Annotated in this window: 20 protein-coding genes; 12 read left to right on the top strand and 8 right to left on the bottom strand. The window is 37.1% G+C overall.

Annotation, left to right across the window (positions count from 1 at the left end):
* Positions 1 to 2: 2 nt before the first annotated feature.
* From ELS83_RS10840 to guaA, 3 genes are all read left to right on the top strand, one after another.
* Positions 3 to 929, top strand: coding sequence for a ribonuclease Z (locus ELS83_RS10840; RefSeq protein WP_171595595.1), 927 nt, complete (start codon positions 3 to 5; stop codon positions 927 to 929).
* Positions 930 to 1,040: 111 nt separating this feature from the next.
* Positions 1,041 to 2,288, top strand: a complete 1,248-nt coding sequence (locus ELS83_RS10835) for a C1 family peptidase (protein ID WP_216616506.1) — start codon at positions 1,041 to 1,043, stop codon at positions 2,286 to 2,288.
* Positions 2,289 to 2,438: 150 nt separating this feature from the next.
* On the top strand, positions 2,439 to 3,971 hold the full coding sequence (gene guaA / locus ELS83_RS10830) for a glutamine-hydrolyzing GMP synthase (RefSeq protein ID WP_171595594.1): 1,533 nt from the start codon (positions 2,439 to 2,441) through the stop codon (positions 3,969 to 3,971).
* A gap of 48 nt (positions 3,972 to 4,019) precedes the next feature.
* Here the strand turns inward: guaA and ELS83_RS10825 are convergent, their stop codons facing one another.
* On the bottom strand, positions 4,020 to 4,757 hold the full coding sequence (locus ELS83_RS10825; protein ID WP_171595593.1) for an Hpt domain-containing protein: 738 nt from the start codon (positions 4,755 to 4,757) through the stop codon (positions 4,020 to 4,022).
* A gap of 106 nt (positions 4,758 to 4,863) precedes the next feature.
* On the opposite strand from ELS83_RS10825, the gene ELS83_RS10820 reads away from it, so the two are divergent.
* From ELS83_RS10820 to ELS83_RS10805, 4 genes are all read left to right on the top strand, one after another.
* On the top strand, positions 4,864 to 6,477 hold the full coding sequence (locus tag ELS83_RS10820; protein ID WP_171595592.1) for a S41 family peptidase: 1,614 nt from the start codon (positions 4,864 to 4,866) through the stop codon (positions 6,475 to 6,477).
* A gap of 198 nt (positions 6,478 to 6,675) precedes the next feature.
* Positions 6,676 to 7,842: a THUMP domain-containing class I SAM-dependent RNA methyltransferase gene (locus ELS83_RS10815; protein WP_216616504.1), complete on the top strand. Its 1,167-nt coding sequence runs from the start codon at positions 6,676 to 6,678 to the stop codon at positions 7,840 to 7,842.
* An 89-nt stretch (positions 7,843 to 7,931) separates the two neighbouring features.
* A complete protein-coding gene (locus tag ELS83_RS10810) occupies positions 7,932 to 8,471 on the top strand; it encodes a SiaB family protein kinase (protein ID WP_171595590.1) in 540 nt (179 codons plus the stop codon).
* A 20-nt stretch (positions 8,472 to 8,491) separates the two neighbouring features.
* Positions 8,492 to 8,872 (top strand): DUF1987 domain-containing protein, encoded by a 381-nt coding sequence (locus ELS83_RS10805; protein WP_171595589.1) that lies wholly within the window; start codon positions 8,492 to 8,494, stop codon positions 8,870 to 8,872.
* 89 nt (positions 8,873 to 8,961) lie between these two features.
* Here the strand turns inward: ELS83_RS10805 and ELS83_RS10800 are convergent, their stop codons facing one another.
* Genes ELS83_RS10800 through ELS83_RS10790 form a run of 3 tightly spaced genes read right to left on the bottom strand, consistent with a single transcriptional unit; the run spans position 8,962 to position 13,461 of the window.
* On the bottom strand, positions 8,962 to 12,030 hold the full coding sequence (locus ELS83_RS10800; RefSeq protein ID WP_171595588.1) for an ATP-binding cassette domain-containing protein: 3,069 nt from the start codon (positions 12,028 to 12,030) through the stop codon (positions 8,962 to 8,964).
* Between the two features lie 59 nt (positions 12,031 to 12,089).
* Positions 12,090 to 12,509, bottom strand: a complete 420-nt coding sequence (locus ELS83_RS10795) for a hypothetical protein (RefSeq protein ID WP_171595587.1) — start codon at positions 12,507 to 12,509, stop codon at positions 12,090 to 12,092.
* A 19-nt stretch (positions 12,510 to 12,528) separates the two neighbouring features.
* Positions 12,529 to 13,461 (bottom strand): hypothetical protein, encoded by a 933-nt coding sequence (locus ELS83_RS10790; RefSeq protein ID WP_171595586.1) that lies wholly within the window; start codon positions 13,459 to 13,461, stop codon positions 12,529 to 12,531.
* Between the two features lie 331 nt (positions 13,462 to 13,792).
* On the opposite strand from ELS83_RS10790, the gene ELS83_RS10785 reads away from it, so the two are divergent.
* Positions 13,793 to 15,865: a S9 family peptidase gene (locus tag ELS83_RS10785; protein WP_216616502.1), complete on the top strand. Its 2,073-nt coding sequence runs from the start codon at positions 13,793 to 13,795 to the stop codon at positions 15,863 to 15,865.
* 64 nt (positions 15,866 to 15,929) lie between these two features.
* Positions 15,930 to 17,261 (top strand): MATE family efflux transporter, encoded by a 1,332-nt coding sequence (locus tag ELS83_RS10780; RefSeq protein ID WP_171595584.1) that lies wholly within the window; start codon positions 15,930 to 15,932, stop codon positions 17,259 to 17,261.
* Between the two features lie 18 nt (positions 17,262 to 17,279).
* Here the strand turns inward: ELS83_RS10780 and ELS83_RS10775 are convergent, their stop codons facing one another.
* On the bottom strand, positions 17,280 to 19,151 hold the full coding sequence (locus ELS83_RS10775; RefSeq protein WP_171595583.1) for a BamA/TamA family outer membrane protein: 1,872 nt from the start codon (positions 19,149 to 19,151) through the stop codon (positions 17,280 to 17,282).
* A 178-nt stretch (positions 19,152 to 19,329) separates the two neighbouring features.
* Positions 19,330 to 19,785: a hypothetical protein gene (locus ELS83_RS10770; protein ID WP_171595582.1), complete on the bottom strand. Its 456-nt coding sequence runs from the start codon at positions 19,783 to 19,785 to the stop codon at positions 19,330 to 19,332.
* Positions 19,786 to 19,939: 154 nt separating this feature from the next.
* Between ELS83_RS10770 and ELS83_RS10765 the strand changes: the two genes are divergently transcribed.
* The 3 genes from ELS83_RS10765 to ELS83_RS10755 all read left to right on the top strand — a co-directional run bounded on the left by ELS83_RS10765 (position 19,940) and on the right by ELS83_RS10755 (position 23,624).
* Complete coding sequence (locus ELS83_RS10765; protein WP_171595581.1) at positions 19,940 to 20,317, top strand: BlaI/MecI/CopY family transcriptional regulator; 378 nt, start codon at positions 19,940 to 19,942, stop codon at positions 20,315 to 20,317.
* Entirely contained in the window at positions 20,317 to 22,683 is a 2,367-nt protein-coding gene (locus tag ELS83_RS22280) for a M56 family metallopeptidase (protein ID WP_171595580.1), read from the top strand. Before ELS83_RS10765 ends, ELS83_RS22280 begins: the two co-directional genes overlap by 1 nt.
* A gap of 152 nt (positions 22,684 to 22,835) precedes the next feature.
* Complete coding sequence (locus tag ELS83_RS10755) at positions 22,836 to 23,624, top strand: energy transducer TonB (RefSeq protein ID WP_171595579.1); 789 nt, start codon at positions 22,836 to 22,838, stop codon at positions 23,622 to 23,624.
* Between the two features lie 32 nt (positions 23,625 to 23,656).
* Here the strand turns inward: ELS83_RS10755 and ELS83_RS10750 are convergent, their stop codons facing one another.
* Positions 23,657 to 24,229 (bottom strand): DNA-3-methyladenine glycosylase I, encoded by a 573-nt coding sequence (locus ELS83_RS10750; RefSeq protein WP_171595578.1) that lies wholly within the window; start codon positions 24,227 to 24,229, stop codon positions 23,657 to 23,659.
* A 2-nt stretch (positions 24,230 to 24,231) separates the two neighbouring features.
* Positions 24,232 to 24,659: tetratricopeptide repeat protein (locus ELS83_RS10745; RefSeq protein WP_216616500.1), on the bottom strand; the 428-nt coding region annotated here is incomplete at its 5' end.

Here is a 24,659-nt window from a genome sequence, read left to right as displayed (position 1 = left end):
TGGTGAAATTTGAAGTAACTATTCTAGGCAGTAACTCTGCTTTACCAACAACCAAAAGATATCCAACCGCTCAAGTGCTCAATGTGCTTGAGCGGTTCTTTTTAATCGACTGTGGAGAAGGTACACAGATACAAATGAAACGATTCAGAGTTCCAATGAGTCGCATCAACCATATCTTTATCTCGCATACACATGGAGATCATATCTTTGGCCTGATCGGGCTTCTTTCTACCTACGCTCTACAAGGGCGCAAATCCGACTTGCATATTTATGGGCATAGCAAGCTCGAAAAACTCATTACTTTCCAGTTAGAGCTGCTTGAGACAAAAAAAGAGTATAATATCTATTTCCATACCATTTTTGGAAAGGAAACGCAAACTCTTTTCGAAGACGATAAAGTAATGGTACAGTCCTTTCCATTGAAACACGGGGCAATGCCTTGTGCAGGATTTTTATTCAAAGAAAAAGAGAGGCCGCGAACATTAAATGCTGATCTACTCGAGTTCTACAACATTCCAATTCGCTGTCGTCACTCCTTAAAAATGGGAGAGGACTATATCACCGAAGAAGGAGAAATCATTTCCAATAAAAAATTAACCAAAGATCCACCTCCAACCCGTTCATATGCTTTTTGTACCGATACAGCTCCGTACAAGAAGATTATACCTGTTATCGAAAATGTAGATTTACTATACCACGAAGCCACATTTTTAAAAACAGAAGCCAAGTTGGCAAAGGCAACCAATCATTCCACAGCTGAACAAGCCGCTAAAATTGCACAGGAAGCAAAGGCAAAGAAGTTGATTATTGGTCACTTTTCGACACGCTTTAAAACTTTGGATGCACATTTGGAAGAAGCGCAGGCCGTATTTGAAAATACGAGATTGGCCGAAGATGGTAAGAAATTCTCCATAGAACTTGATCGTTAAAAGAAATAAGCATTCGACTTTTTTTATAATTTAGCAACTTAATTGAATTGATTTCACTAACAGAAAATCATCAAATTGAAAGATTGTATTTGATACTTAAAACCAACAAACATGAAAAAAATTTTAATCGTTCTTATGGCGGTTGCTATAAGTTCATCCCTTATTGCTCAACAAAAGCAAGACAAATCACAATTCAAAGAATTTGAAGCCGGATATTATCAGAATTCAATTCTGAAAGATATCCGTATGGTAGATGCGGAATTGGAAAAGAAAGCGGTAGATAAAAGATTCTTTATGGATCAAGCTTCTTATGATCTTCCAAACAAAGTTGAATTGTATAAGGACAATACAGAGTGGGCACACCCAACAATTTCGCAAGGAAATACAGGTACTTGCTGGTGTTTTTCTACCACTTCATTTTATGAGTCAGAAGTATATCGTATGTATAATAAAAAGGTGGATATTTCTGAGTTGTACACTGTTTATTGTGAGTACATCGAGAAGGCTCGTCGTTTTGTTCAGGAGAGAGGAAATTCAATGTTCGGACAAGGAGCAGAAGGAAACTCTGTGGCAAGAATGTGGAAGATTTATGGAGCATGTCCTCAAAGCGAGTATTCAGGATTGTTAAACGGTCGTAAATTCCACACTCACGAGAAAATGTACAATGAGATGATGGCATACCTGAATGGTTTAAAGAAAAGCAATGCCTGGAACGAAGAAGAAGCAATTGCTACCATCAAAGCAATCATGAACCACTATATGGGAACTCCTCCTACAAAGTTTAGCATAGATGGAAAAGAATATACGCCTAAGACCTATTTGAAGGATTATTTGAAATTAAATCCGGATGATTACGTGGAAATTCTTTCGTACATGCAAGAACCATACTGGCAGCAAGTAGAATATAAAGTGCCAGATAACTGGTGGCACTCAGAAGAGTATTACAATGTACCGCTTGATGAGTACATGAAATCAATCAAAAAAGCAATTCGTAATGGGTTTACCATGAGTATTGGTGGTGATGTTTCGGAAGCTGGCTTTTTGAGAACAACAAATTGTGCAATGGTTCCAAGTTTCGATATCCCATCGGAATATATTAACGAAGAAGCTCGTCAGTTCCGTTTCTCAAATGGATCAACCACTGATGATCATGGAATGCACATGGTAGGCTACTATGTTGATAAAGATGGTAAGGATTGGTACCTGATTAAAGATTCAAGTTCAGGTTCAAGAAATATCGACGAAAATTCTCCTGAATTTGGTTACTATTTCTTCCACGAAGATTACGTAAAGCTTAAAATGATGGGTTATACCATTCACAAGGATGCAGTAAAAGATTTACTTAAAAAGTTTAAATAATAAACAACCCCTGAGGATTTCCTTGGGGGTTATTTTTTAGATTATCAAGTTGTTTTTTGAATTCTTAGTAAAGGCATTTTAAAGTCGCAAATTTGTGTATCTTTGTACGCCAAATAATAAGATATCTGAACAACCTCAATTTATAGATTTATGCAGGAAAAAATTCTGATTTTAGATTTTGGCTCACAGTACACTCAGTTAATTGCAAGACGTGTTCGTGAATTAAATGTTTACTGTGAAATTCATCCCTACAACAATCCACCAGTAATCGATGAATCGATAAAAGGTGTGATTCTTTCAGGAAGCCCGTTTTCGGTAAGAGACGAAAAAGCTCCAATTCCAGATTTATCAGAAATTAAAGGAAAATTACCTCTTTTAGGTGTTTGTTATGGTGCACAGCACCTGGCGCACTGTTTTGGTGGTGAAGTAATGGCTTCGAACAAACGTGAGTATGGTCGTGCAAACTTAACTTCTGTTGACAATTCTTGTGACTTGTTGAAAGGAATTAGTTTGAACTCCCAGGTTTGGATGTCGCATGGAGATACCATCGAAAAAATGCCTGCAAACTATAAAGTAACAGCAAGCACTGCTGATGTAGAGAATGCAGCATTTGCTATTGAAGGAGAGACAAGTTATGGGATTCAGTTTCATCCGGAAGTATATCACAGTACGGAAGGAATTGTGATTTTGGAAAACTTTATTGTTGGAATTTGTGGTTGTTCGCAAGAATGGACTCCAGATGCATTTGTTGAAACAACAGTTGCAGAACTGAAGGAACAATTGGGCGATGATCGTGTAATTCTTGGTTTATCGGGTGGTGTTGATTCAACTGTTGCTGCCATGTTGTTGCACAAAGCTATTGGCAAAAACCTATACTGTATTTTCGTTGATAACGGATTGTTGCGTAAGAACGAATTTACCAACGTATTGAAGAAATACGAATCGCTAGGTTTAAATGTAACAGGAGTTGATGCAGGTGCCAAATTTATTGAAGCGCTTAAAGGAGTTACAGAACCGGAAGCCAAACGTAAGATTATTGGTAATGCATTTGTAGAGGTATTCGACGAAGAATCACATAAGGTAGAAAATGCCAAATGGTTAGGTCAAGGTACCATTTATCCTGATGTAATCGAATCTGTTTCGGTAACCGGAGGTCCTTCTCAAACCATTAAATCGCATCACAATGTGGGTGGTTTGCCTGATTATATGAAACTAAAGGTAGTTGAACCACTAAAACTATTGTTCAAAGATGAGGTTCGCAGAGTGGGACGTAGCATGGGATTAGAAGATAAATTCATCAAGCGTCATCCATTCCCAGGACCTGGATTGGGAATTCGTATCCTGGGCGATATTACGGCTGAGAAAGTAAGAATTCTTCAGGAAGTAGATGATATTTTCATTTCAGGATTGAAAGAAGATGGATTGTATGATGATGTTTGGCAGGCTGGAGCAATGTTATTGCCAGTTCAATCGGTAGGAGTTATGGGCGATGAGCGCACATACGAAAGTGTTGTTGCTTTGCGTGCTGTTGGCTCTACTGATGGTATGACTGCTGATTGGTCTCATTTGCCTTATGAGTTCCTTGCAAAGACCTCAAACAAAATTATTAATAATGTGAAAGGTGTAAATAGAGTTGTTTACGACATTAGTTCTAAACCACCTGCAACCATTGAGTGGGAATAATTTCTACAATTAAAATATAACGGTAGTACTTTGAGTGCTGCCGTTTTTTTATGAAATTTTGAATTGATCCTGGTTGGATAGATAATATTCTCTTGCCTGATCAATTTTTTGAACCAATTCGTTTAGTTTGCTGATCGAGGCATCGATGTCTTCTCTCAAAATGATTTTTTCCAATTCGATAATGGTTGATTTGGCTTCAATCATTGAAAAATTGGCCAATACACCTTTCAGCTTGTGGGCAGAGTCCTTCGCTTTTTTAAAGTCTCTGTTTTCCAGGGGAACTTGAATTTCCGAAATTCGGGATTCCTTGATTTTAAAAAACTTTTCAATTACCTCTTTTATAAAAACCCTGTTGTTGTCGACACGAATAAAAAGTTCCTCAAAATCAATAATGGCAAGATCTTTGTCTGTCCTTTTAGGTTCACGAGGTAAATCAATCAATTTAAGAATTAATGACTTTAAATTCATTTCCTCAGGGAAATACAAAAGTTGATTTGCTTTACATACATCATCCTCTTCTTCGTTTGAGGTTAAAACAAGTAGTTTAAATGATTTAGGTGCTGATTCGGCATAGTAAGCCTTTAAGGATTCCAGGCTTCGATTAATTTCCAGAGCATTTATATCGCCAACAATGAACTTTGAAATCACAAGATGATATTCATTGGAGATCACCAATTCGGTTAAATCCTCAATGGAATGGCATTTTGAGAAATTAATTCCTGGCAAGGATTCTATGCTCAAAGATTGAGTAAATCCAAGCAGTAAAATATTGGCTTTATGTTCCATGTTTGTTGAATTCAATGCCCGTAATTCTTAAAAAAGATTGTATCTTTCGTCAAGTTCTGTTAAGGATAATCAATTTGCGCAAAATTTATTAAAAAGCATAATTTATATGAGTAGTTTGAAAATTTTTTTGAGGAATGGCTTTGCACTTTTATTCTTAAGTGTTTTTGCGATTTGTGGAACGCTTCATGCTCAATCGGTAAAACATCAGGCAATTAAATATCAGAATTTATTGGCTTTGGTTGATGCATTTTACGTTGACACAGTGAATGTTGAGAAGTTAACCGAAGATGCAATTATAAAAGTATTGGCCGATCTTGATCCTCATTCCATTTATATTAGCAAGGATGAGATTAAAGAGATGAACGAACCACTGCAGGGAAGTTTTAGTGGAATTGGAATTCAATTCAACCTTTTGCGCGATACTTTAATGGTGGTTGCAACCATTCCGGGTGGACCATCGGAAAAGTCAGGTCTTAGGGCAGGAGATAGAATTCTTGAAATAGACAACGAAAACGTTGCTGCAATTGGAATGAAGAACAAGGATGTTCATGATCGCTTAAGAGGCGAGAAGGGAACCATCGTTAATTTAAAAGTGAAGCGAAAAAGAGAGAAAGAGCTTCTTGAGTTTGTAATTACACGCGATAAAATTCCAATTCATAGTTTGGATGCAGCTTACATGATTAACAAAGAGATTGGTTACATCAAACTGAATCGTTTTGCACTAACCACAGCCGACGAATTCTTAAAAGCATTAACGGAATTAAAAGCTCAAAAAATGCAGGATTTGATTCTCGACTTGCGAGGAAATGGTGGAGGTTTCATGACCGCTGCGATAGAAATGGTTGATCAGTTTCTTGATGCCGAAAAGTTAATCGTCTACACCAAAGGTCTTACTACTCCAAGAAGAGAGAATATCTCTACAGCGAAAGGGATTTTTAAGGAAGGCAGAGTTGTGATTTTACTGGATGAAGGTTCGGCCTCGGCTTCTGAGATTGTTTCGGGAGCAGTTCAAGATTGGGACAGAGGTGTAATTTTGGGCCGTAGAACTTTTGGTAAAGGTTTGGTGCAGCGTCAATTTCCACTTTCTGATGGTTCGATGATTCGATTAACAACCGCTCACTATTATACACCAACTGGCAGATGCATTCAAAAACCTTATGAAAATGGATTGGAAGACTATCATTTGGATATCCTTAAGCGTTATAAATCGGGAGAGATGATTAATGCAGATAGCATTCATTTTCCGGATTCGTTAAAATATAACACTTTGGTGAAGAACAGAACCGTTTATGGTGGAGGTGGAATTATGCCTGATATTTTTGTTCCAATTGATACAACAGCCAATTACAAATACTTCAATTTATTGGTTCGTAAAAATGTAATTTACCCTTATGTGGTGAATTATATGGATCAAAACCTGGAAAAACTTAGAAAGAAATATTCCAAATTTGAGAGCTTCTCTAAAAACTTCGTGGTTAGCGATGAGATGATGCAGGAAATTGTTGCCTTGGGAGAAAAGGAAGGAATTGAAAAGAAAGAGGAAGATTACAATGCGGTGGTTGATGACATAAAACTGCATGTAAAAGCATTGTTAGCGAGGGATTTGTGGAAAAGCGCCGAGTATTATAAAATTGTGAACAGCGAGAACGAGTTTGTTTTAAAGGCAATTGAAGTACTCAAAAATCCTGATTTGTACGATAAAGAGTTAATCAAAGAATAAACACTGATAATGAGCCGAAAGCATCGCTTTCGGCTTTTTTTTTGAATATCTTATTAAAAGCCTATGTTTTTAGTTGGTAAAGATTAATTTTGTAGCCGAAAATCGAATCAAAGCTATTTGCTTCAAACAGATTCAGAAATGACGATTTCGTTGATTCGATATTTGAAATAATTCAGACGAAGATTAAAAAAGATGGTTGTGAAAACAGACTCGGGTAAATTCAGATTAATTGCAAAAACCTTTCATGGTTTAGAGGAAGTGTTGTCTAATGAATTAGAGCAATTAGGCGCAGAGGAGATTAGAATTTTAAAACGTGCAGTTAGCTTTGTTGGGGATAAAACCTTGCTATATAAGGCAAACTTACATTTAAGAACAGCAACTCGAGTAATTAAACCAATTCACAAGTTTACAGCTCATGATACCGATGAATTGTATAAAGGAATTCAGGAAGTTGACTGGAGCGAATACATCGGAAATAAAGATACCATTGCGATCGATAGTACGATAAGTTCAGACGATTTTAAACATTCAAAATTTGTAACCTACCGAGTAAAAGATGCCATTGTGGATCAATTCTTTTACGCAACAGGAGATCGCCCGTCTGTACGAATGGTAAACCCTTCTTTACGCATCAATATTCATATCGATAGAAATACTTGTACGGTTTCGTTGGATAGCTCTGGCGAATCTTTACACAAAAGAGGCTACCGTGTTGGAGAAACAGCTGCACCATTAAATGAGGTTTTGGCAGCAGGTTTGGTTTTGCTTTCGGGTTGGGATAAGAAAACCAACTTCATAGATCCGATGTGTGGTTCGGGAACCATTTTGATTGAAGCAGCCTTAATCGCTTATAACATACCTCCAGGATTGTATCGAAAAGAGTTCGGATTCCAGAAGTGGGCCGATTTCGATGAGGATCTTTGGGATGATATCTACAATGAAGAAACCGAAGTTGACTACGAAGGAAAAATTATTGGTGCCGATATCTCCGATAAGGCAATGGAAATTGCTGAAGAGAACATTCGTAACGCTGGTTTAAGAAGAAAAATCAAGTTGAATGTTACACCATTTCAACAGTTTGTTCCTCCGGTTGAAAAAGGATTGTTAATTACAAACCCACCTTACGGAGAAAGACTAAGACCAAAAGATTTAGAAGGCTTGTATGCAATGATTGGTGAAAGATTAAAGCACAACTTTGCTGGATATGATGCCTGGATTTTAAGTTATGGTAAGGAGTGTTTCGATAGTGTTGGCTTGCGTCCATCAAGAAAAGTGACCCTTTTCAACGGAGCATTGGAATGTAAGTTCCAGAAGTATGCCATGTTCGAAGGAAAAAAGAAAGATAATTATAAGAAAGATAAATAAGAAGTAAGCAGGAAATTTGATCCTGCTTCTCTTTTAACTCTGAGATAATTTGTTAATTTTGTTTTCGAGTAACCCTAATCCTAATATCTATGAACTTTGATCTGAACCAATGGTATGAAGAAAAAATAGATGAAGATGCTATTTTTGATTACAAAGGAAGGGTTGAAGATGAGGATGTTACACGAATTCTAAACTCAATTGAAAGAATTCTTAAGGCCAAAGACGAATCTCCCAAAATTTTCAAGAAAATTTTTAATGTCTTAATAGAGTTGGTGCAAAACCTTCACCATCATGGAGAAGTGCCACCCGATTTGGATGTAGATTATACCAAATTTGGGGTGTTGATTCTTAGAGATGAAGGAATGCAGTATAGAATTAGTGTAGGGAACTTTATCAAGATCGATGGTCTGAAGTTAATACGCGACAGGATTGATCAAATCAATACCTTGTCGTCGGAAGAAACAAGAAACCTGTATAGAATTATACTAAATAATGAGCAGTTCTCCGAAAAAGGAGGCGGCGGATTAGGAATGGTCGAAATTGCCAGGAAAAGTGGCAATAATATGGAATATCAGTTTATCGAGTATAATGCCGATTACCTGTTCCTATCAATTGATGTTGTAATTTAAAACTTTAAAGCAAAACTTCCATGAATTCACTAGTTATAGAAGGTAGCCCTAAAACTCCAAGCATTAATTTTGATGGTGCCAATGGAGCGTTTTTAATTGAAGGTCGTTCGATTCCTGAGAACTCGCTTGATTTTTATAAGCCGGTAATGGAATGGCTTGATTCATACATCAATGAGCCACAAGAAGAGACAAATGTTACCATTAAACTTGAGTATTTTAATACCAGTTCATCGAAATGCATATTAGACGTTTTTAAGAAATTGGAAGCAATTTTTAAACGAGGTAAAAAGGTTATTATCAACTGGCATTACGAAATTGATGATGAAGATATGCTTGAGGCAGGTGAAGATTATCAATCTATTGTGAAGATTCCGTTTACCATGATTGAAGATGACGAATAAAATTTAAAATCAAGATAAAAAAAACTGCAGGCCATAAGCTTGCAGTTTTTTTATGCGCTATGCTTTGATTGTTTGCAATCAAAATGTTCCTATTTACTGTATTTTTTCTTTTTCATTCTTTGTTCGAAAATACCTAAAGCTTTCTTGAGCAAACCAAAGTACAGTACAATATATAAACTGATACTTGTGCACCAAATCACAATAATATTTACCCAGTAGGTATCGTAATACTTACCTAATAAACATTTTTGAGGTGCATAAAAATGAGCTTTAAGCAGTTTGCATTCGGGATCACGATAAATCGGATCAATTTTTTGGTACAACCTGTTCTGGTACTCTATAATTCTTTCAATATCATTGCTATTTCGAACAAACTCGGTAAGCCTTTCGTTCGAATATTCCTTTTTCATTTTTACAAACTCCTGTTTGTTTTCGTATTGTTTCTGCACTTCAACCAGGTGTTCATCCTTTTTCCTGTTCGATACATTGTACAAATTGATATAGTAACGGTTCAGTTTGTCGAAATAGGTGCGAAGCTCTTTAATGGTGATATCATCCAGCTTTACTGGCGATAAATGATCCATTCTTTCGAAATGAAATGCCAGTCTGTCCAAATCTCCAAGCGATAGCTCATTTTGCAAAAGAATGAGATTCGACTCTAATTTTTCCAGTTTTTCGGGCTTGTTTAAATACCTTTCGCACTCGTTTAGCTTATTTTTAAGGATAGGGAGCCAATAGTTTTTACGGTAATCGGCTTTGCTCATTAACTTCTCGTATACGTAGAAATTGGCATTGTATTTATTGTCCTTAAACTGCTTTACGGCAAGAGCTTCGTAAGCCCAGCGCGCAGTAATAATTTCGCCATACCAAGGAATGGAATTCGGGGCAGAAATATTCGGATTTAGCTTGTCGAATTTTACAATGATTCCACTTAGAATTAACTGGGGAATCAGGATAAAAGGAATCAGGATATAAATGGTAATTACCGTTTTAAAACTATCCGATATGATTAAACCAAGCATGTTGGCAAAACACCAGGCGCTAAACAGGGCAAGCCAGTATTCGAAGAACATGCCTTTAATTTCCAGAATCGAATTTCCGATTAAAGTGAACAGGAATGCCTGGAAGGCCGAAATGGTAAATAGAATTACAATTTTCGAGATTAAATATCCAGATTTACTGAGGTTTAAGAACCTCTCCCGTTTTAAAATTTTTCTGTCCTTAATAATTTCTTCGGCACTTAAGGTGAGTCCAATAAAAAGGGCCACAATAACTGCCATAAACAAGTACACAGGCATGTTACTGTTGTTGCTGAATGTATAGCCCAATTCGTTACCCGCATCAATATTATAATACTTGATGATATAGGATAGGATTAAGGCCAGCAATGGTGTTTCAAATAAATTAATGAACAAATATTGGCGATTGGCAAATTTGGAAATCACATCGCGCTTTGTAAACACCCAAAACTGTTTGAATGCCGATGGAATTTTAAAACTTACCGGCGGAAGTTCATCTGTGTCATCAATTCCCTTGCCATTTCTTTTGTAATCTTTAAATCGCTGATACCACTGAATAGGGGAAACTTTTCTAACCTGGGTAGGATTCCCATATTCGTCAAGCACTTCAGATTCAACAATGTTAAAAATCTGATCGGCGTCGACATTTCCGCAAGTATTACACTCACTTTCTGTGCGATTAGCTCTTAAAGTCTGCGATTTAAAATAGGTAATCGCGTCAAGCGGATTTCCATTAAAAATTAAGTAACCGCCAGTATCCAGAATCAACAATCGATCGAACATCTTAAAAATATCCGATGCTGGCTGATGAATGACCACAAAGATCAATTTGCCTTTTAATGCAAGGTTTTTCAGAAGATCCATAATTTTTGCCGAATCTCTGGATGAAAGACCCGATGTTGGCTCATCTAAAAACAAGACAGAAGGCTCACGAATCAGCTCTAATGCAATATTTAATCTTTTACGCTGGCCTCCACTAATCTTTTTATCTAAAGGGTTTCCAACTTTTAAGTTACGAGCTTCATATAAACCCAAATCTTTTAAAAGTTTTAGCACCAGGCGGATCAACTGAAAGCTGCTGTATTTGTCGAAACACAGTTTGGCATTGTAATACAGGTTTTCAAATACCGTAAGCGATTCAATCAATAAATCGTCCTGCGATACATGACCAATTACACCTTCGAGTTGAGATTTGTCAGCGGTGATATCATAACCATTGATCACCACATTTCCCAGGCTTGGCTGTGCCGATCCGTTTAATACGTTTAATAAGGTGGTTTTTCCGGCTCCACTCGAACCAATAATACCAACCATTTTGCCCGATTCTTCCTTAAAGGAAAGGTCGTGCACACCTATATTATCTTCTTTAAAGCGATATTCAATATTTTTGGCTTCGAATACCACTCTTTTTTGCTTGTCATCTCTGTAAAATGTTCCAACAATATCGCTGAAATAAATCGGATCAATCTTAGGATTTCGGATGGAAGAACCTTGACTTAAAACATGAACTCTTTCGGGGCTTAGCGATTGCCCGTTCATAAACAATTCATCAATACCCTTAAAACGCATTACAAACATGTCTACAGTTTGTAACCTAAGAATCTTAATTTTCCCGATTAATCCCGGCGAATAGTAATGTTCACCAATTTCATAATTGCTTTCAGAATTGCTGATGGTAAGAAGCCTGCTCGATCTTTGAATCTGATCGAAATCGTTCAAAACAAAGTTGCGAAGTCGCTCATAACCTTCTTTTGGTAGGTTAAATGTATCAGCAACGGTTTCAACAAAGGCAAATTCCTGTTCGCTGATTTCATCTTCGGAATTTAGGAATTCCAGGAGCTGAATCAATACAATTACCTTTTGCCTGATAATCAATTCTTCGTTAATCTCGGTACAAATTCGAAGTACACGAACCGAGCTTGCCGAAGTATATTTCTTTATTTTTGATTTTTTCGTGGTTCTTCTCTGGTTCTCTTCATAATGCTGATCGTAAAGAACCAGGTACTCTTCGGCAGTCTCCTGATCGAGATGCTGCTTCAGATATTTAGATACCATTCTACGCCTTTCAGTTGCGGAACTTTTAGGGTGCGCAATGATAGCAAAGAGTTGCATTAAAGCTTTTAATATACGTTCACTCATAGAATGGTAGGCTTAGAAAGTGCAGGTTGTCAACCTTATTTAAGTGTAGTTTGTTGTAATTATTGTTTAAAACCGATTAGCATTAATACAAAACCAGAACTTACATTTTTTTGGTTTAGTTTGGCTTCTATGGTGCAATTCATGGTATTCTCAAACTTAAAATCCCAGTAAGGAGAGTTTTTATGATCGCGATTGGTAAAGATCAAATGGTTCTCCTGATCGTAAATTGAGAAGATTACATTTCCTTCTTCTTTACCGGTAGCACCAGCAATTCTGTAGTGGTTTCCAGCATAAAAAGTTGTGTGGAACTCTGCAATTTCACCGCCCGAAAGCAATGCTTTGTATTGCTGTCCGTCCGAAATAAATTCAGTTCCCAAATGCTTGGTGCAATTTTCCAGTGTCACGTCCGATTGTGCTTTGGAAACAAAAGCAAAGCCAAGGGTCATAACAAAGAGTAGAATGGTATATTTAAGTTTCATAAGTATAGATTTTCTCAGGTTATTTAATAATGTGCTCTCGAATAACAGACACCTTTTCGGTGATTTTTGCCAACTGTTCCTTTTTCATTACCAATTCCGACTTACTTTTTACCAGGGTAAGTTTCTTTCTTGCATCGGTAATAGGAGCTACATATTTGTATTGTTCCTCAATTTCGTCGAATGTGTAGGCCAGGTCAATTAATTTATCAACCAAAAAATAATAGTCTTTCGATTCGTTCGAATAAGGAACCAGCAGTTTAATCAGATTTTCCAATGGACGCTTTTGTTCCGAAATTCTTTGCATTAACTCCTCATTTGGATGTTCCTTAATTTGCTGGGTTAACAGGTATACCGATTCAATCCATCCGCCGGCCAAAATCAAGGCCCCTGTATTTTCTCTATTATTTGCTTTTAAGTAGTTGTCTATTTTTCGGTAGGTATTGCTTACAATTACCAATAGTGAATCCCTGTTTTCAATATTGTTTTCAATTCTTTCTACGGTTGGTTTATCCATGGCATTGTACAAACCAATGTCTTGCGATAAAATTTTCAAAACAGCAAAGTAACTTGCAGCATCTTGTGTTTGTTTGTAGATATTGATATATCCCAAATCGGAACCATACACTCCAAAGTTGATGGCCTTGCTGAAGTTATCGATATAATCGCCCGACTTCTTGGTAGAGTTCAATAAATCTTTGTTGTAAGATATTCCTGACTTTTCGAGCAGTAAAGAAATTTGATAGGGCGATGGCAGACTAAACAGAATGTTGTTGTATTTGAAAATATTACCTGTTTTTTCAGCATCAGCCATGATTTCAGCCTCGGTTTCCTGCTCGATAAGTGTTTCTTGCTTCACTGTATCGGAAGGCTGTAGTATTAGAAAGGTTGCAATTGCTGCAATTACAACTAATAGTAATAGTTTAATACTGTTTGGGATTCTTTTCTTTGGCATTTTGTTTTTCTTTAATTAGTTGAACCAATTGAGAAGAAAAAACAACACTTAGCTACTGGTTTTCATCACATAGAAAACGATTAGTAAATTATTTTAGTAGTTTTTTCAACCTGATTTGGAATTATTCCAAGTCAATTGGTAGTCGTCCTGATTAATTTATTCTAACATTATTACTGTATTTATACTAAAAAGGATACATTTGAAAGCTAAAATTTTTAAAAAGATATTTAACAACAAACCAAAGAAGATGAAAAGAATATTCCTTTTAGTCTATTTATTAATTAATTGTGGCCTTCTGCTTAGCCTCAATGCACAGTCAAAAAAATTGTCGATGGAAGATGCAATTTTGGGGCAATGGAGACAATTTTACCCTGAAAATATATCTCAATTGTCGTGGAGAGCTGATGCGAGTGAATACACTTATGTGAAAGAGAATAAAATTATGCTTGTAAAACCAGGAGGTGAACCGTCGGTTTTATTAAGTTTAGAAGATTTCAATAAAGGAATAGAGGCACAAAGTTTAAAAGCGCTGAAAAGATTTCCTCGTTTTTCATGGCTATCTGAAAACGTAATGGAGTTTAATGCAGGTGGAGCTTTAATTCATTACGATTTTGTGGCCCAAAAAGCATTGTTACAACTAAAAGTGAATGCAAAAGCAGAGAATAAAGATTTCTGTGAGGCTTCAAATACCGTAGCCTATACCATCGAGAATAACCTGTACATTGCTGGTGCAAACGGAGAAGAAATTGCCGTAACTGCTGATACCGACAAGAATATGGTGAATGGTCAGGCAGTGAGCAGAAGCGAATATGGAATTAGTGGTGGAATTTTTTGGTCTCCTAACGGAAAACAATTGGCTTTTTATCGCAAAGATGAAAGCAAAGTAACTTCTTTTCCATTGGTTGACATCAATACAAGAGTTGGAGATTTAAGAGAAATTAAATATCCAATGGCCGGCATGGATAGCGAAGAGGTGAGCCTTGGCGTATATAATCTTGATACCAAAAAGACCAGTTGGATTCAAGCAGATGATTTTGGAAATGATCAATACCTAACCAATATTTCATGGGGAGCAGAAAACAAGTACATCTATATCCAGGTTTTGAATCGTGAATCGAATCATGCAAAAATGAATAAGTACGAAGCTTCGACTGGTAAATTTGTAGCTACCCTGTTCGAAGAGAAAGATGAACGTTGGGTTGAGCCATCGCACAAGTTGGTGTTTTTAAAGAAAAAGCCAAACTTGTTTATTTATCAAACCAATAATCGTCATGGCTATAACCATGCTTACCTTTACAACACGGAAGGAAAACTAATCAAACAACTTACTTCGGGAGATTGGGAAATTACAGAAATTTTAGGTTTCGATAAGGACGAAAAATACATGTTCTACGTATCAACAGAAGTAAGCCCTATCGACCGACATGCATACAAGCTAAACCTAAAAACAGGGAAAAGATATCGTCTTACAAAAGATGAAGGTTATCATGATGTTCAGGTAAGTGCCGATGGAAAATACATCTTGGACAATTACAGTAGCCTGAATGTTCCAAGAATTGTAAATGTAGCCGATACTCGCGGTAAGTTTGTAAAACAGTTGCTTAAAGCCGAAAACAAACTAAAGGATTACAACCTGGGAGAAATTTCATTAGGAACCATTAAATCGGCAGATGGTGTAACAGACTTGCATTACCGCATGGTAAAACCAGCTGATTTCGATCCAAACAAAAAATACCCTGCTGTAGTGTATGTATATGGAGGTCCGCATGCCCAGTTGGTAACCAACAGATATATGGGAGGTTCTCGTTTGTGGGAACAGTACATGGCTCAAAATGGTTACCTGTTATACATTTTAGATAACCGAGGTTCTGCAAATCGAGGCAAAGAATTCGAAGCTGTAATTCACCGTCAATGTGGTCAGCCAGAAATGGCCGATCAGATGAAAGGGGTAGAATTTTTGAAAACATTACCATATGTAGATGCTGATAAAATTGGAGTGCATGGTTGGAGTTATGGTGGATTCATGACCATTTCGTTAATTACCAACTACCCTGATGTATTTAAGGTAGCTGTTGCTGGTGGTCCGGTGATCGATTGGAAATGGTATGAAGTAATGTATGGCGAAAGATACATGGATACACCTGGTGAGAATCCGGAAGGATACGCTAAAACTTCCTTAATCGCGAAAGCGAAGGATTTAAAAGGAAAACTTTTAATTTGCCAGGGAGCAATTGACCCAACAGTATTGTGGCAACACAGTTTGAATTTTATTCGCGAATGTGTAAAGCACAATGTACAGGTTGATTACTTCCCATACCCAAGAGCAGAGCACAATGTTAGAGGCCGTGATAGAATTCACTTAAAACAGAAAGTCAGCAATTATTTTGATGATTATCTGAAATAAAAGAACTAATTTTCGCCGGCTTCGATAAAGGGAGCCGGCTTTTTTATTTTTATCCTTCTCAATCGTGAAAATACAAACTGATTATAAAAATATCTGGAAGATTGCTTATCCAATTATTTTGGGGAGTGTGGCGCAAAATATTATTGCCTTAACAGATACTGCCTTTTTGGGTCACTTAAGTGAAATAGCACTTGGTGCAGCTGCAATTGCTACCATTTTTTACTTTGCAGTTGTGATGTTGGGTTGGGGGTTTGGCCTGGGAACTCAAATTGTAATTGCTCGCAGATATGGAGAAGGAAACTACAGCAGGGTTGGAAAAACCTTCGATCATGCCTTGTATTTTTTACTGATATTGGCCATTCTATTGTTGGGCTTTATGCAAATTCAGGCTCCTCCAATTCTGAAAGGGATTGTGCAGTCGGATGCCATTTTTCAAGCCAGTACCGATTACATTTCTGTGCGTGCCTGGGGAATTTTGTTTGCTTGTGTAAATCTTCTGTTTAGAGCTTTTTATATTGGCATTGCCAGAACAAAAGTGATAAGCTGGAGTACGGCATTTATGGCTGTCATTAATATATTCCTCGACTATGCTTTAATTTTTGGAAATTTTGGTTTCCCCGAAATGGGAATTAAAGGTGCTGCTTTGGCATCGGTAATTGCCGAGGCTTGTGTACTGGTATTTTTCATGATTTATACCTTTCGAAAAATTCCAATCGATAAGTACAAACTTTTTCGCTTTCCCAAGATTGACAAAGAATTGTATGTACGACTTTTGAAAGTCTCATTTCCCATGATGATACAAAATTTTCTGGCTCTTTCCTGCTGGTTTGTCTTCTTTCTCCTGGTAGAGAAAATGGGAGAGAGGGAACTAGCCATATCTAATATCATCAGGAGTATTTATGTGTTGATAATGGTTCCTGTATGGGCATTTGCTTCGGCTGCAAATACATTGGTGAGCCAGGTTTTGGGAGAAGGAGAACCGAAAGAAGTACTGCCTGTGATCTATCGTACCATTAAGCTTTCTTTCCTGGCCGTTTTGGCACTTGTAGGCGTTAGTTTATTGAGCCCCGAATTGGTGATTTCTATTTATACTGAAGAAACTGACCTGATTCTGGAAACCAAACCTGTACTGTATGTAATTTTTGGTGCAGCTTTGTTGTTTCCTATTGCAATAACCTTGTTTCAGGGTGTTTCGGGAACAGGCAATACCTTTCATGCCATGTTAATAGAAATTGTTGTATTAGCCTGTTATCTGGGTGGAGTATACATGCTCATTGAGGTATTCCAATTGTCCATTTCGGGTGTTTGGGTATCGGAGTATTTCTATGCCGGATTTTTGGCATTCGGATCGTGGTTGTACCTGCGTTTTGCCAACTGGAAAGAGAGCAAAGTGTAAAGCTTTAACGGTCGAATGTTATTCGTATGGAACAACATCGGGTTGTCCCACTTTAAAATCGTTAAAACGAGGGCGCTCTTCTCCCGAAAGGCGGAAGGCTGCCGACTGGAAATCGGAAGGAGCATTGGGGTAAAATGCCAATCGCAATTGTATGGTTTTAAAAACCAGGTTTTCGTTGTGTAATCGTACACCAAAGCCTAAGCCATAGTAATAATCACCTTTGAATATATGTTTCTGGTTGCTTCCAATAATTCCCATATCACCAAAGGTGTAAAAGGCGAATTTGAATCCACCTAGCATGTAGGGTGTAAAAGCAACTGTTTCTAAATTCAGACTGAGCTTTTGTTTGCCAATTACCTCTTCACTTTTAAATCCGCGTATGCCATACCGATTGTTAATGGTGACGAATTCTTCCGGAAATCGCCTGATTCCCAGGGTGTATTTTAAATCGCCAAAATTACGAAACCTTAAAGCACCCAATTTTCGAATGCAACTAAAAAATTTCGATTGTGCAATTAATGTTCCCTGTTCGAATCGTTTGGAATTGAAGAATCCACCAATGGCAATTCGATTGAATAAATAACTCCTGGTTTTTCTTATATAAGTTGCATTCTGAAAGTCGAAGCCAAGGTACAAGCGGTGAGAGTACTCCCTGTCCTCATATCCAAAATTCATTTGAGCAAGCGATCCATAAGGGATATCTTCTGTTCTACCAAAGTTATAAATCAGGTTACTTTTGTAATACTGGGTTTGGCTTATGCTTATCCCGCCAAGGTATAGAATGTTATTGTGGAAAAACTGGTTCAATTCCGGACCCGTTTCTGGCCTTTCAAAAAATTTGCGGCTGGCAATACGCCCTGTAAAGTACATTTTCCGCCTGGCAAAAAGATTTTTCGAGTCTAGTTTTATCGATGTTCCGTACCACAAATTGCCATAATTAAAATCGAGAGGAATTTCGTTACGGATAGGGTCATCGTCCATGATTTTGTCCGATCGCATGGTTTTCGAAAGACTAAAACCTCCGGCTGTTTTGGTATTGTAGGTCTCGAACTCTTTCTCGAAATCAATACCAACTACCGATTTTTCGTAGGTGTTTTCGTAAATAAAACTTGCGTCGATATAGCTTCTTTTTAAGTTGCGAATGGTATATCGGCCCGAATAACCAAATTTCTGATCTTCATCGCTGTCGTAGTGAAAGTTATTACTGAACTCGTGACCAATTCCATAAAGGTTGCGGCTGTAAATTTCAAAATCGGTGGATAATCCTGATCCTAAATCAAGGTTGATACCCCAGGAGAACTGGTCTTTTACCCAAAGCTGCAGGTCGACAAACTTATTTGAACCCTTTACAGGGATTACTCTAAAGAATGCATCTTTAATATAGTTCAATTGCCTGATCAATCTTTCGTTATCAGCCAATGAGTAGGCATCTAACTTGTCACCTTCTTCGAGGTGGAGCATTTTTTTTAGGTGACCACGCCTACTTGTGTGGTGAAGTGTATTTCCAGCTCTCTCTATCCAGCTATTGGCAACCTTGGTTGTGTCGTGAAGGCTTGACCCGAAAGGTTCCAACACTTTTACCTCGATATTTCGAATGGTTTTTCCCTGGTAAATTACAAAAGCGGTTTCGCTTCGTTCTGTCTTGATGGTATCGGTAGGTGAAATTTTATCGGGGGCAACAAAGAATAGCTTGTAAAGCTCTTTGGTGAATTTTCTTTTGTAAGCACCGCGTTGAATGGCATGATAAAACTTACTGCCGCTTTGTTTTGCATCCTTTTTACGCTCGCCAACGGTATCTAATAAAAATACGATGGTATCTCGCGAAATAACAATTGTACTATCTGGTAAATCAGTTTTTCTGGTTGGCTTGATAATACTGTCTTTTAGCACATTCTGCTGAGCTGATACAGCAGAAAAACAGCCTGAAAAAATGACTATTAAAAAACAATATGTTATTAACTTTTGGATATGGATAAATTCTTTTAAAATTTGAAATCACTATCAAAGATAAGTAAATTGAAATTCTACAAAGAGATATATCAAGAATTATACCCGAATAAAAAATTGATTATTGCTCCCGATTAATGTTCGATAATCTTTCAGATATTTGATCCATTTCAGCTTCCGGCCAACTCCATTTGCCATCTTTTCTGATCTCTGCACTAAGAATTCTTCCCTTAAAAATTTCAATGGTTTGAGTTGCGGCACCAAAACCAAATCTTTTCATGCTAAGCTTAGAGTTCAGTTTTGCGTAAGGAATTTTCTCCGATCCCTTTAAAAAGATGAAGTAGTAATATGCTATGCGGATTTCCTGTTCCTGATCATTAAAGCTAAGAGAAGTAACTATTCTATTGCGTTTTAACATCAATAATAAAGAATACATCACGATTACAGCAGTAAAATACACCACTTGTAAGCCAACAAAAAACAGAAGTATAGCAATTAGCAATAATAACAATGCCAGCTCTTTTCTTACTCTGTCCCAAAGGGTATACGATTCTTTAGGTAACTCAAATACTTCCATGCTTTAATTTTTTTGCATAGTTAGTAAAATAGCTAGCATTAATCAATACTTTGAGACAAAATTGATTTATCTACTAAAATTTTAGTAATAAAAATTGTTCTACTAAAAATTTAGTACTAAGTTTGTAGTAGATTAATCTAAAAGTAATGTTAAAATGAAAGAGTTGACCCGGGCAGAAGAGCAAGTGATGCAGATATTGTGGGAATTGGAGAAAGCAAATGTGAGAGAAGTGGTTTCTCATTTTCCTGATCCAAAGCCAGCCTATACAACGGTAGCAACAGTAATGAATGCGCTGGAAAAGAAAGGTTTTGCGGATAAAATTCCGGCTGGGAAGTCACATTTGTTTGCAGTTAAAATCTCTAAAGAGGATTATTCAGGATTTAAGGCCGGGGCTTTGGTGAAGAACTACTTTAATGGCTCGTTTTCCCGAATGGCATCTTTTTTTGCCAAAGACAATAAGCTGAGCATTCAGGAGTTGGAAGAAATGATTCAAATTGCTAAGGACCAAATAGACAGGGAGAAAGACGTATGATGGAATTTTATCAATATGCATTACAGTCTTCAGGAATACTGGCAGCTTTTTACGCTTTGTATTTTCTTTTCCTAAGGAATGAAAGGTTCTTTGTGGAAATCAGGGCTTACCTTTTGTTAAGTCTGATGCTTGCTGTGTTTTTGCCTTTTGTAAGGATACCTTATACTGTATTGGTAGAAGCTGTTGAATCCTCGGTATCGGCAGAGCTGTTTGCTGGCACAATCATTCCAGAAAATGCAAGCGAAGCCAATGCAAGAAGCCTTGTAAATCTTCCATTATTACTACTGAGCTTTTATTTGCTGGTGATGTTTGCCTTGCTGGTTCGAAGCCTTGTAAAAGTCTGGCAAATCTGGAGTTTGATAAAAGGAAAGGAATACCTGATTCAGGACAACTGTAAAGTAATTTTACTTGATGAGAAAATTCCTGCCTTTAGTTTCTTTGGATATGTGGTGATCCACAAAGAAGAATTTGAAAACGAAGAATTACAAAACATTTTTATTCACGAAAAAGTGCATGCACTTCAAAAGCATTGGATCGATCTGCTTTTGGTGGAAGTAATAAGCATTGTATTTTGGTTCAATCCATTTGTATGGCTTTTTCAGATTGCAATAAAACAGACGCATGAATTATTGGCTGATGACGGAGTAATAGCGCGCGGTTTCGGCATCGGACAATATCAGGCAATTTTAATTAATCAATTAATGGGAGCCGAAGTGGTTGGTTTGGCCAATAACTTCAATCACTCCATAAACAAAAAAAAAATGATTATGATGTCAAAAGAAAAAGGTCCAAATAGGCGCTATAAATTATTACTAATAATTCCGCTTGTTGCTGTTGTGCTAGGGCTTAATATGCAAGTGATTGAAGTGCAGGCGCAAGATGTTAATGGGGAGAAAGTAAAAGAAAACACACAGGATGATAAAAAAGTTACTCCTGTTGTGAATATAAAGGGGTTGGTTTTGGCTGGTGATGATAAAGCTTTGCCAGGAGCTGCCATTACAATTTCGAATTCAACGGTTGGAACCATATCCGATATAAATGGGAATTTTACACTCCCGATTGTTCCATTAAAAGCTGATTTAACAATATCTTTTGTTGGACATGAAACAAAAAGAATGAGTGTTGAAGATTTTTACTTGAATGGAAAAGAGGATAAAGATGGTCATTACTTTTTGAAAATCAAGCTTAAAACAACTCAGCAAAAAATGTTGCCAGCAAAAAGCAATGATTGGACAATTAATAAAAAGGATATTAAAAGATCGAAACAAATGCATGATGGCAAACCCATTTTTGTAATTGTTGAGAAAATGCCTCAGTTTCCTGGCGGACAAGCATTGGTACAGAAGTATATTGCAAAATCACTTGTATATCCGAAAGAGGCAGTAGAGAAAAGTATTACAGGTCGTGTATTTGTAACTTTTATTGTTTCTGATGAAGGAAAAATTGAAGGTGAAAGAATAGTTCGCGGTGTACATCCACTGCTTGATAATGAGGCTTTAAGAGTGATAAAATCGATGCCAGACTGGACGCCCGGCGAACAGAGAGGGAAGAAGGTAAATGTCTCGTTTACTTTACCAATTACTTTTAGTTTGGGTGAAGAGAAAGTGGAAAAAGAAACAGAAACTTTCGAAATTCAGAAGAAGGATGGGGCGATTTACATGAATGGCAAGAAAAGTTATACCATGGTGGACGAGATGCCCGAATTTCCCGGAGGTGAAAAAGAGATGCTGAAGTTTATAGCTCAAAATGTAAAGTATCCAAAAGAAGCACAAAAAGAAGGGATTTCGGGACGAGTGTTTGTCACTTTTACAGTGAACGAAGAAGGCATGATTGATAGCACGCGAATTGTAAGAGGCGTTAGTCCATCTTTGGATAATGAAGCAATGCGAGTAATCAAATCGATGCCTAAGTGGACACCTGGAAAAGAGAAAGGTAAACCAGTTTCGGTTGTTTATACCCTTCCAATTAAATTTAGTCTTGGCGAGAAGAAAAAAGAAGAACTTAGAAGTGGTAAATCTGATCCGGTAGGAAAAGTAATTGGCGAATGGAATGGCGACGATGTTTACCTGCTGGTTGATGAGATGCCGCTATTTCCTGGTGGACATTTAAAATTAAAGGAGCATATTGAGCAGGAAGTTAAGAAGTTGGATGCCAGTTATAAAATTGATTCGAGATGCTTTATTACCTTCTATCTTACAAAAATGGGTAAGGTGGAAAATGTAAAGGTGGTGCGAGGAACCATGAATGATAAGGTAGATCGTAAAGCAGTTGAAATTATTGAAAACCTGCCAAGTTGGAAACCTGGAAAGTTAGATGGTAAGCCTGCACAGGTAGCTTACACAGTACCAGTTCATTTCTTTAAATAGTATTCAGTGGTTTATTAGCCTATTAATAATAATTTATCCAGTATGTAGTGCCTTTGATTTTTCAAAGGCATTTTTTTATACTATTAAATTTTCAATTGATTTAATATTCCTATTTTTATTGTTTATTACTAAAAGATAAAAACACATTTGATATGCTAACGAGATTCCCTAAGCTGATATTTATTTGTGCCTTGTGTATTACATTTTCATTCAAATTAATGGCATCAAATGATAAGAGTGAAAAAACAGCTGAGATTTCTGGAGTGGTTGTAGATCAGCATGGAAATGCTCTGGAAGGTATAGTAATTTGCGAATTGAACGAGGTGAGAACTGAAAGGTTTTCAGGAAAAGCAAAATCCACAACCATTAACTCAACAACAAAAGAGCTTGCAAAAACCAATAAACAGGGAGAATTTAAGTGCACATTTAATACAAAGTATAAAATTACTTTCTTCAACGATAATCTTGATCGAATAGCTTTTACCTGGGATCAATTTCGAGCAGAAGGAGAAATTCGAGATGGGGCACATTTTAGAAAAGTTGTGTTGAGGGTAATTTCAAATCCATCTGGTAAATTTCTAAGCACGAAAGAAAACAAGAATACAAGTATTAATGAGGAAAGCTATAATGGCGAAAAGGTATATTTTGTTTGTGAAAAAATGCCAGAATTTCCAGGGGGAATGATTAAAATGATGAGATATTTGAATCGAAAAACTGAAATGTATTCAGGTAGATTTAAAGCAGGTTCTACTTCTCAGGTAGATTTCGTGATCAGTAAAACAGGAGAAATTGTTAATGTTAAGTTAAGAAAATCATCGGGAGATATACGCGCAGATCGACAGGCTTTAAAAATTGTGAGCAAGTTTCCTGATTGGATTCCGGGAGAATCAAAAGGCAATAAGGTTAATGTAAGATACACTGTACCTGTTCGGTTTAGGTAGAAAAGCATTCATGTCCCAATTTCTGGGACATTTTATACCTCCTCATACCTAAAACAGTCGGTTGTATGATCGTTTACCATACCAGTTGCCTGCATAAAGGCATAACAAATGGTTGGTCCAACAAAGTTAAAGCCACGCTTTTTTAAATCTTTACTCATCGCTGTTGCTTCATCGGTAAGAGCAGGGACTTCCGATAGATTTCTCCAGGCGTTTTTTATGGTTTTACCACCGGTAAAGCTCCAGATGTATTTATCGAAACTGTCAAATTCCTCTTGAACTTTCAGAAAGGCTTTGGCATTACGAATGGCAGAATTGATTTTTAGCTTGTTCCTGATAATACCTTCGTTTTGCAGGAGTTCTTCCACTTTTCGGTCGTCGTATTGAGCTACAATTTTTGGATCGAAATTATCGAAGGCCATTCTGTAATTGTCTCTTTTTCGAAGTACAGTAATCCAGCTTAAACCTGCCTGGGCACCTTCCAGTATCAAAAACTCAAAAAGGAGCTGATCATCATGCAATGGAACTCCCCATTCGTAATCGTGATAATCACAATAAAGTGGGTCTTCACCAGGCCATTTGCACCTGCATTTTTTCGAATTGTTCATTTTTATTGGTTTAGAATTGCTAGTATGTCTTCTTTCTGTCGAATATCGGGAAATTTTGAAAGAATTTCTTTAGCAAGAGTTTTGGACTCGTTTATTTGCTGATATTTCACATGTAGGTTCAAAAGTGCAAGGTAGTAATCCGAATTTTCAGGATCGATCTTGATGGCAGAGTTCAAATAATTCACGGCTTGCTTTTTATCATTTCTAAAATCATACATCATGGCCACATTGTAGAATATGCGAGGATTATCCGGAGATAATCTGGCAGCTTTCAGCAGGTATTCCATCGATTCATCGTAGCGTTGGCGTTCCGATAAGAACAGTGCATAGGTAAATGTTGTTGCACCATCTTCAGGAACATGTTTCAGGTAATCCTTCAATAAAATCTCTGCCTTTTTGTATTCTCCTTTGTTGTTGTACAAAAGAGCCA

This window comes from Marinifilum caeruleilacunae, assembly GCF_013141825.1.
Lineage (GTDB): Bacteria > Bacteroidota > Bacteroidia > Bacteroidales > Marinifilaceae > Marinifilum > Marinifilum caeruleilacunae.
The sequence above is the reverse complement of the archived record's forward strand: the minus strand, read 5'-3'. Positions and strand labels throughout refer to the sequence as shown.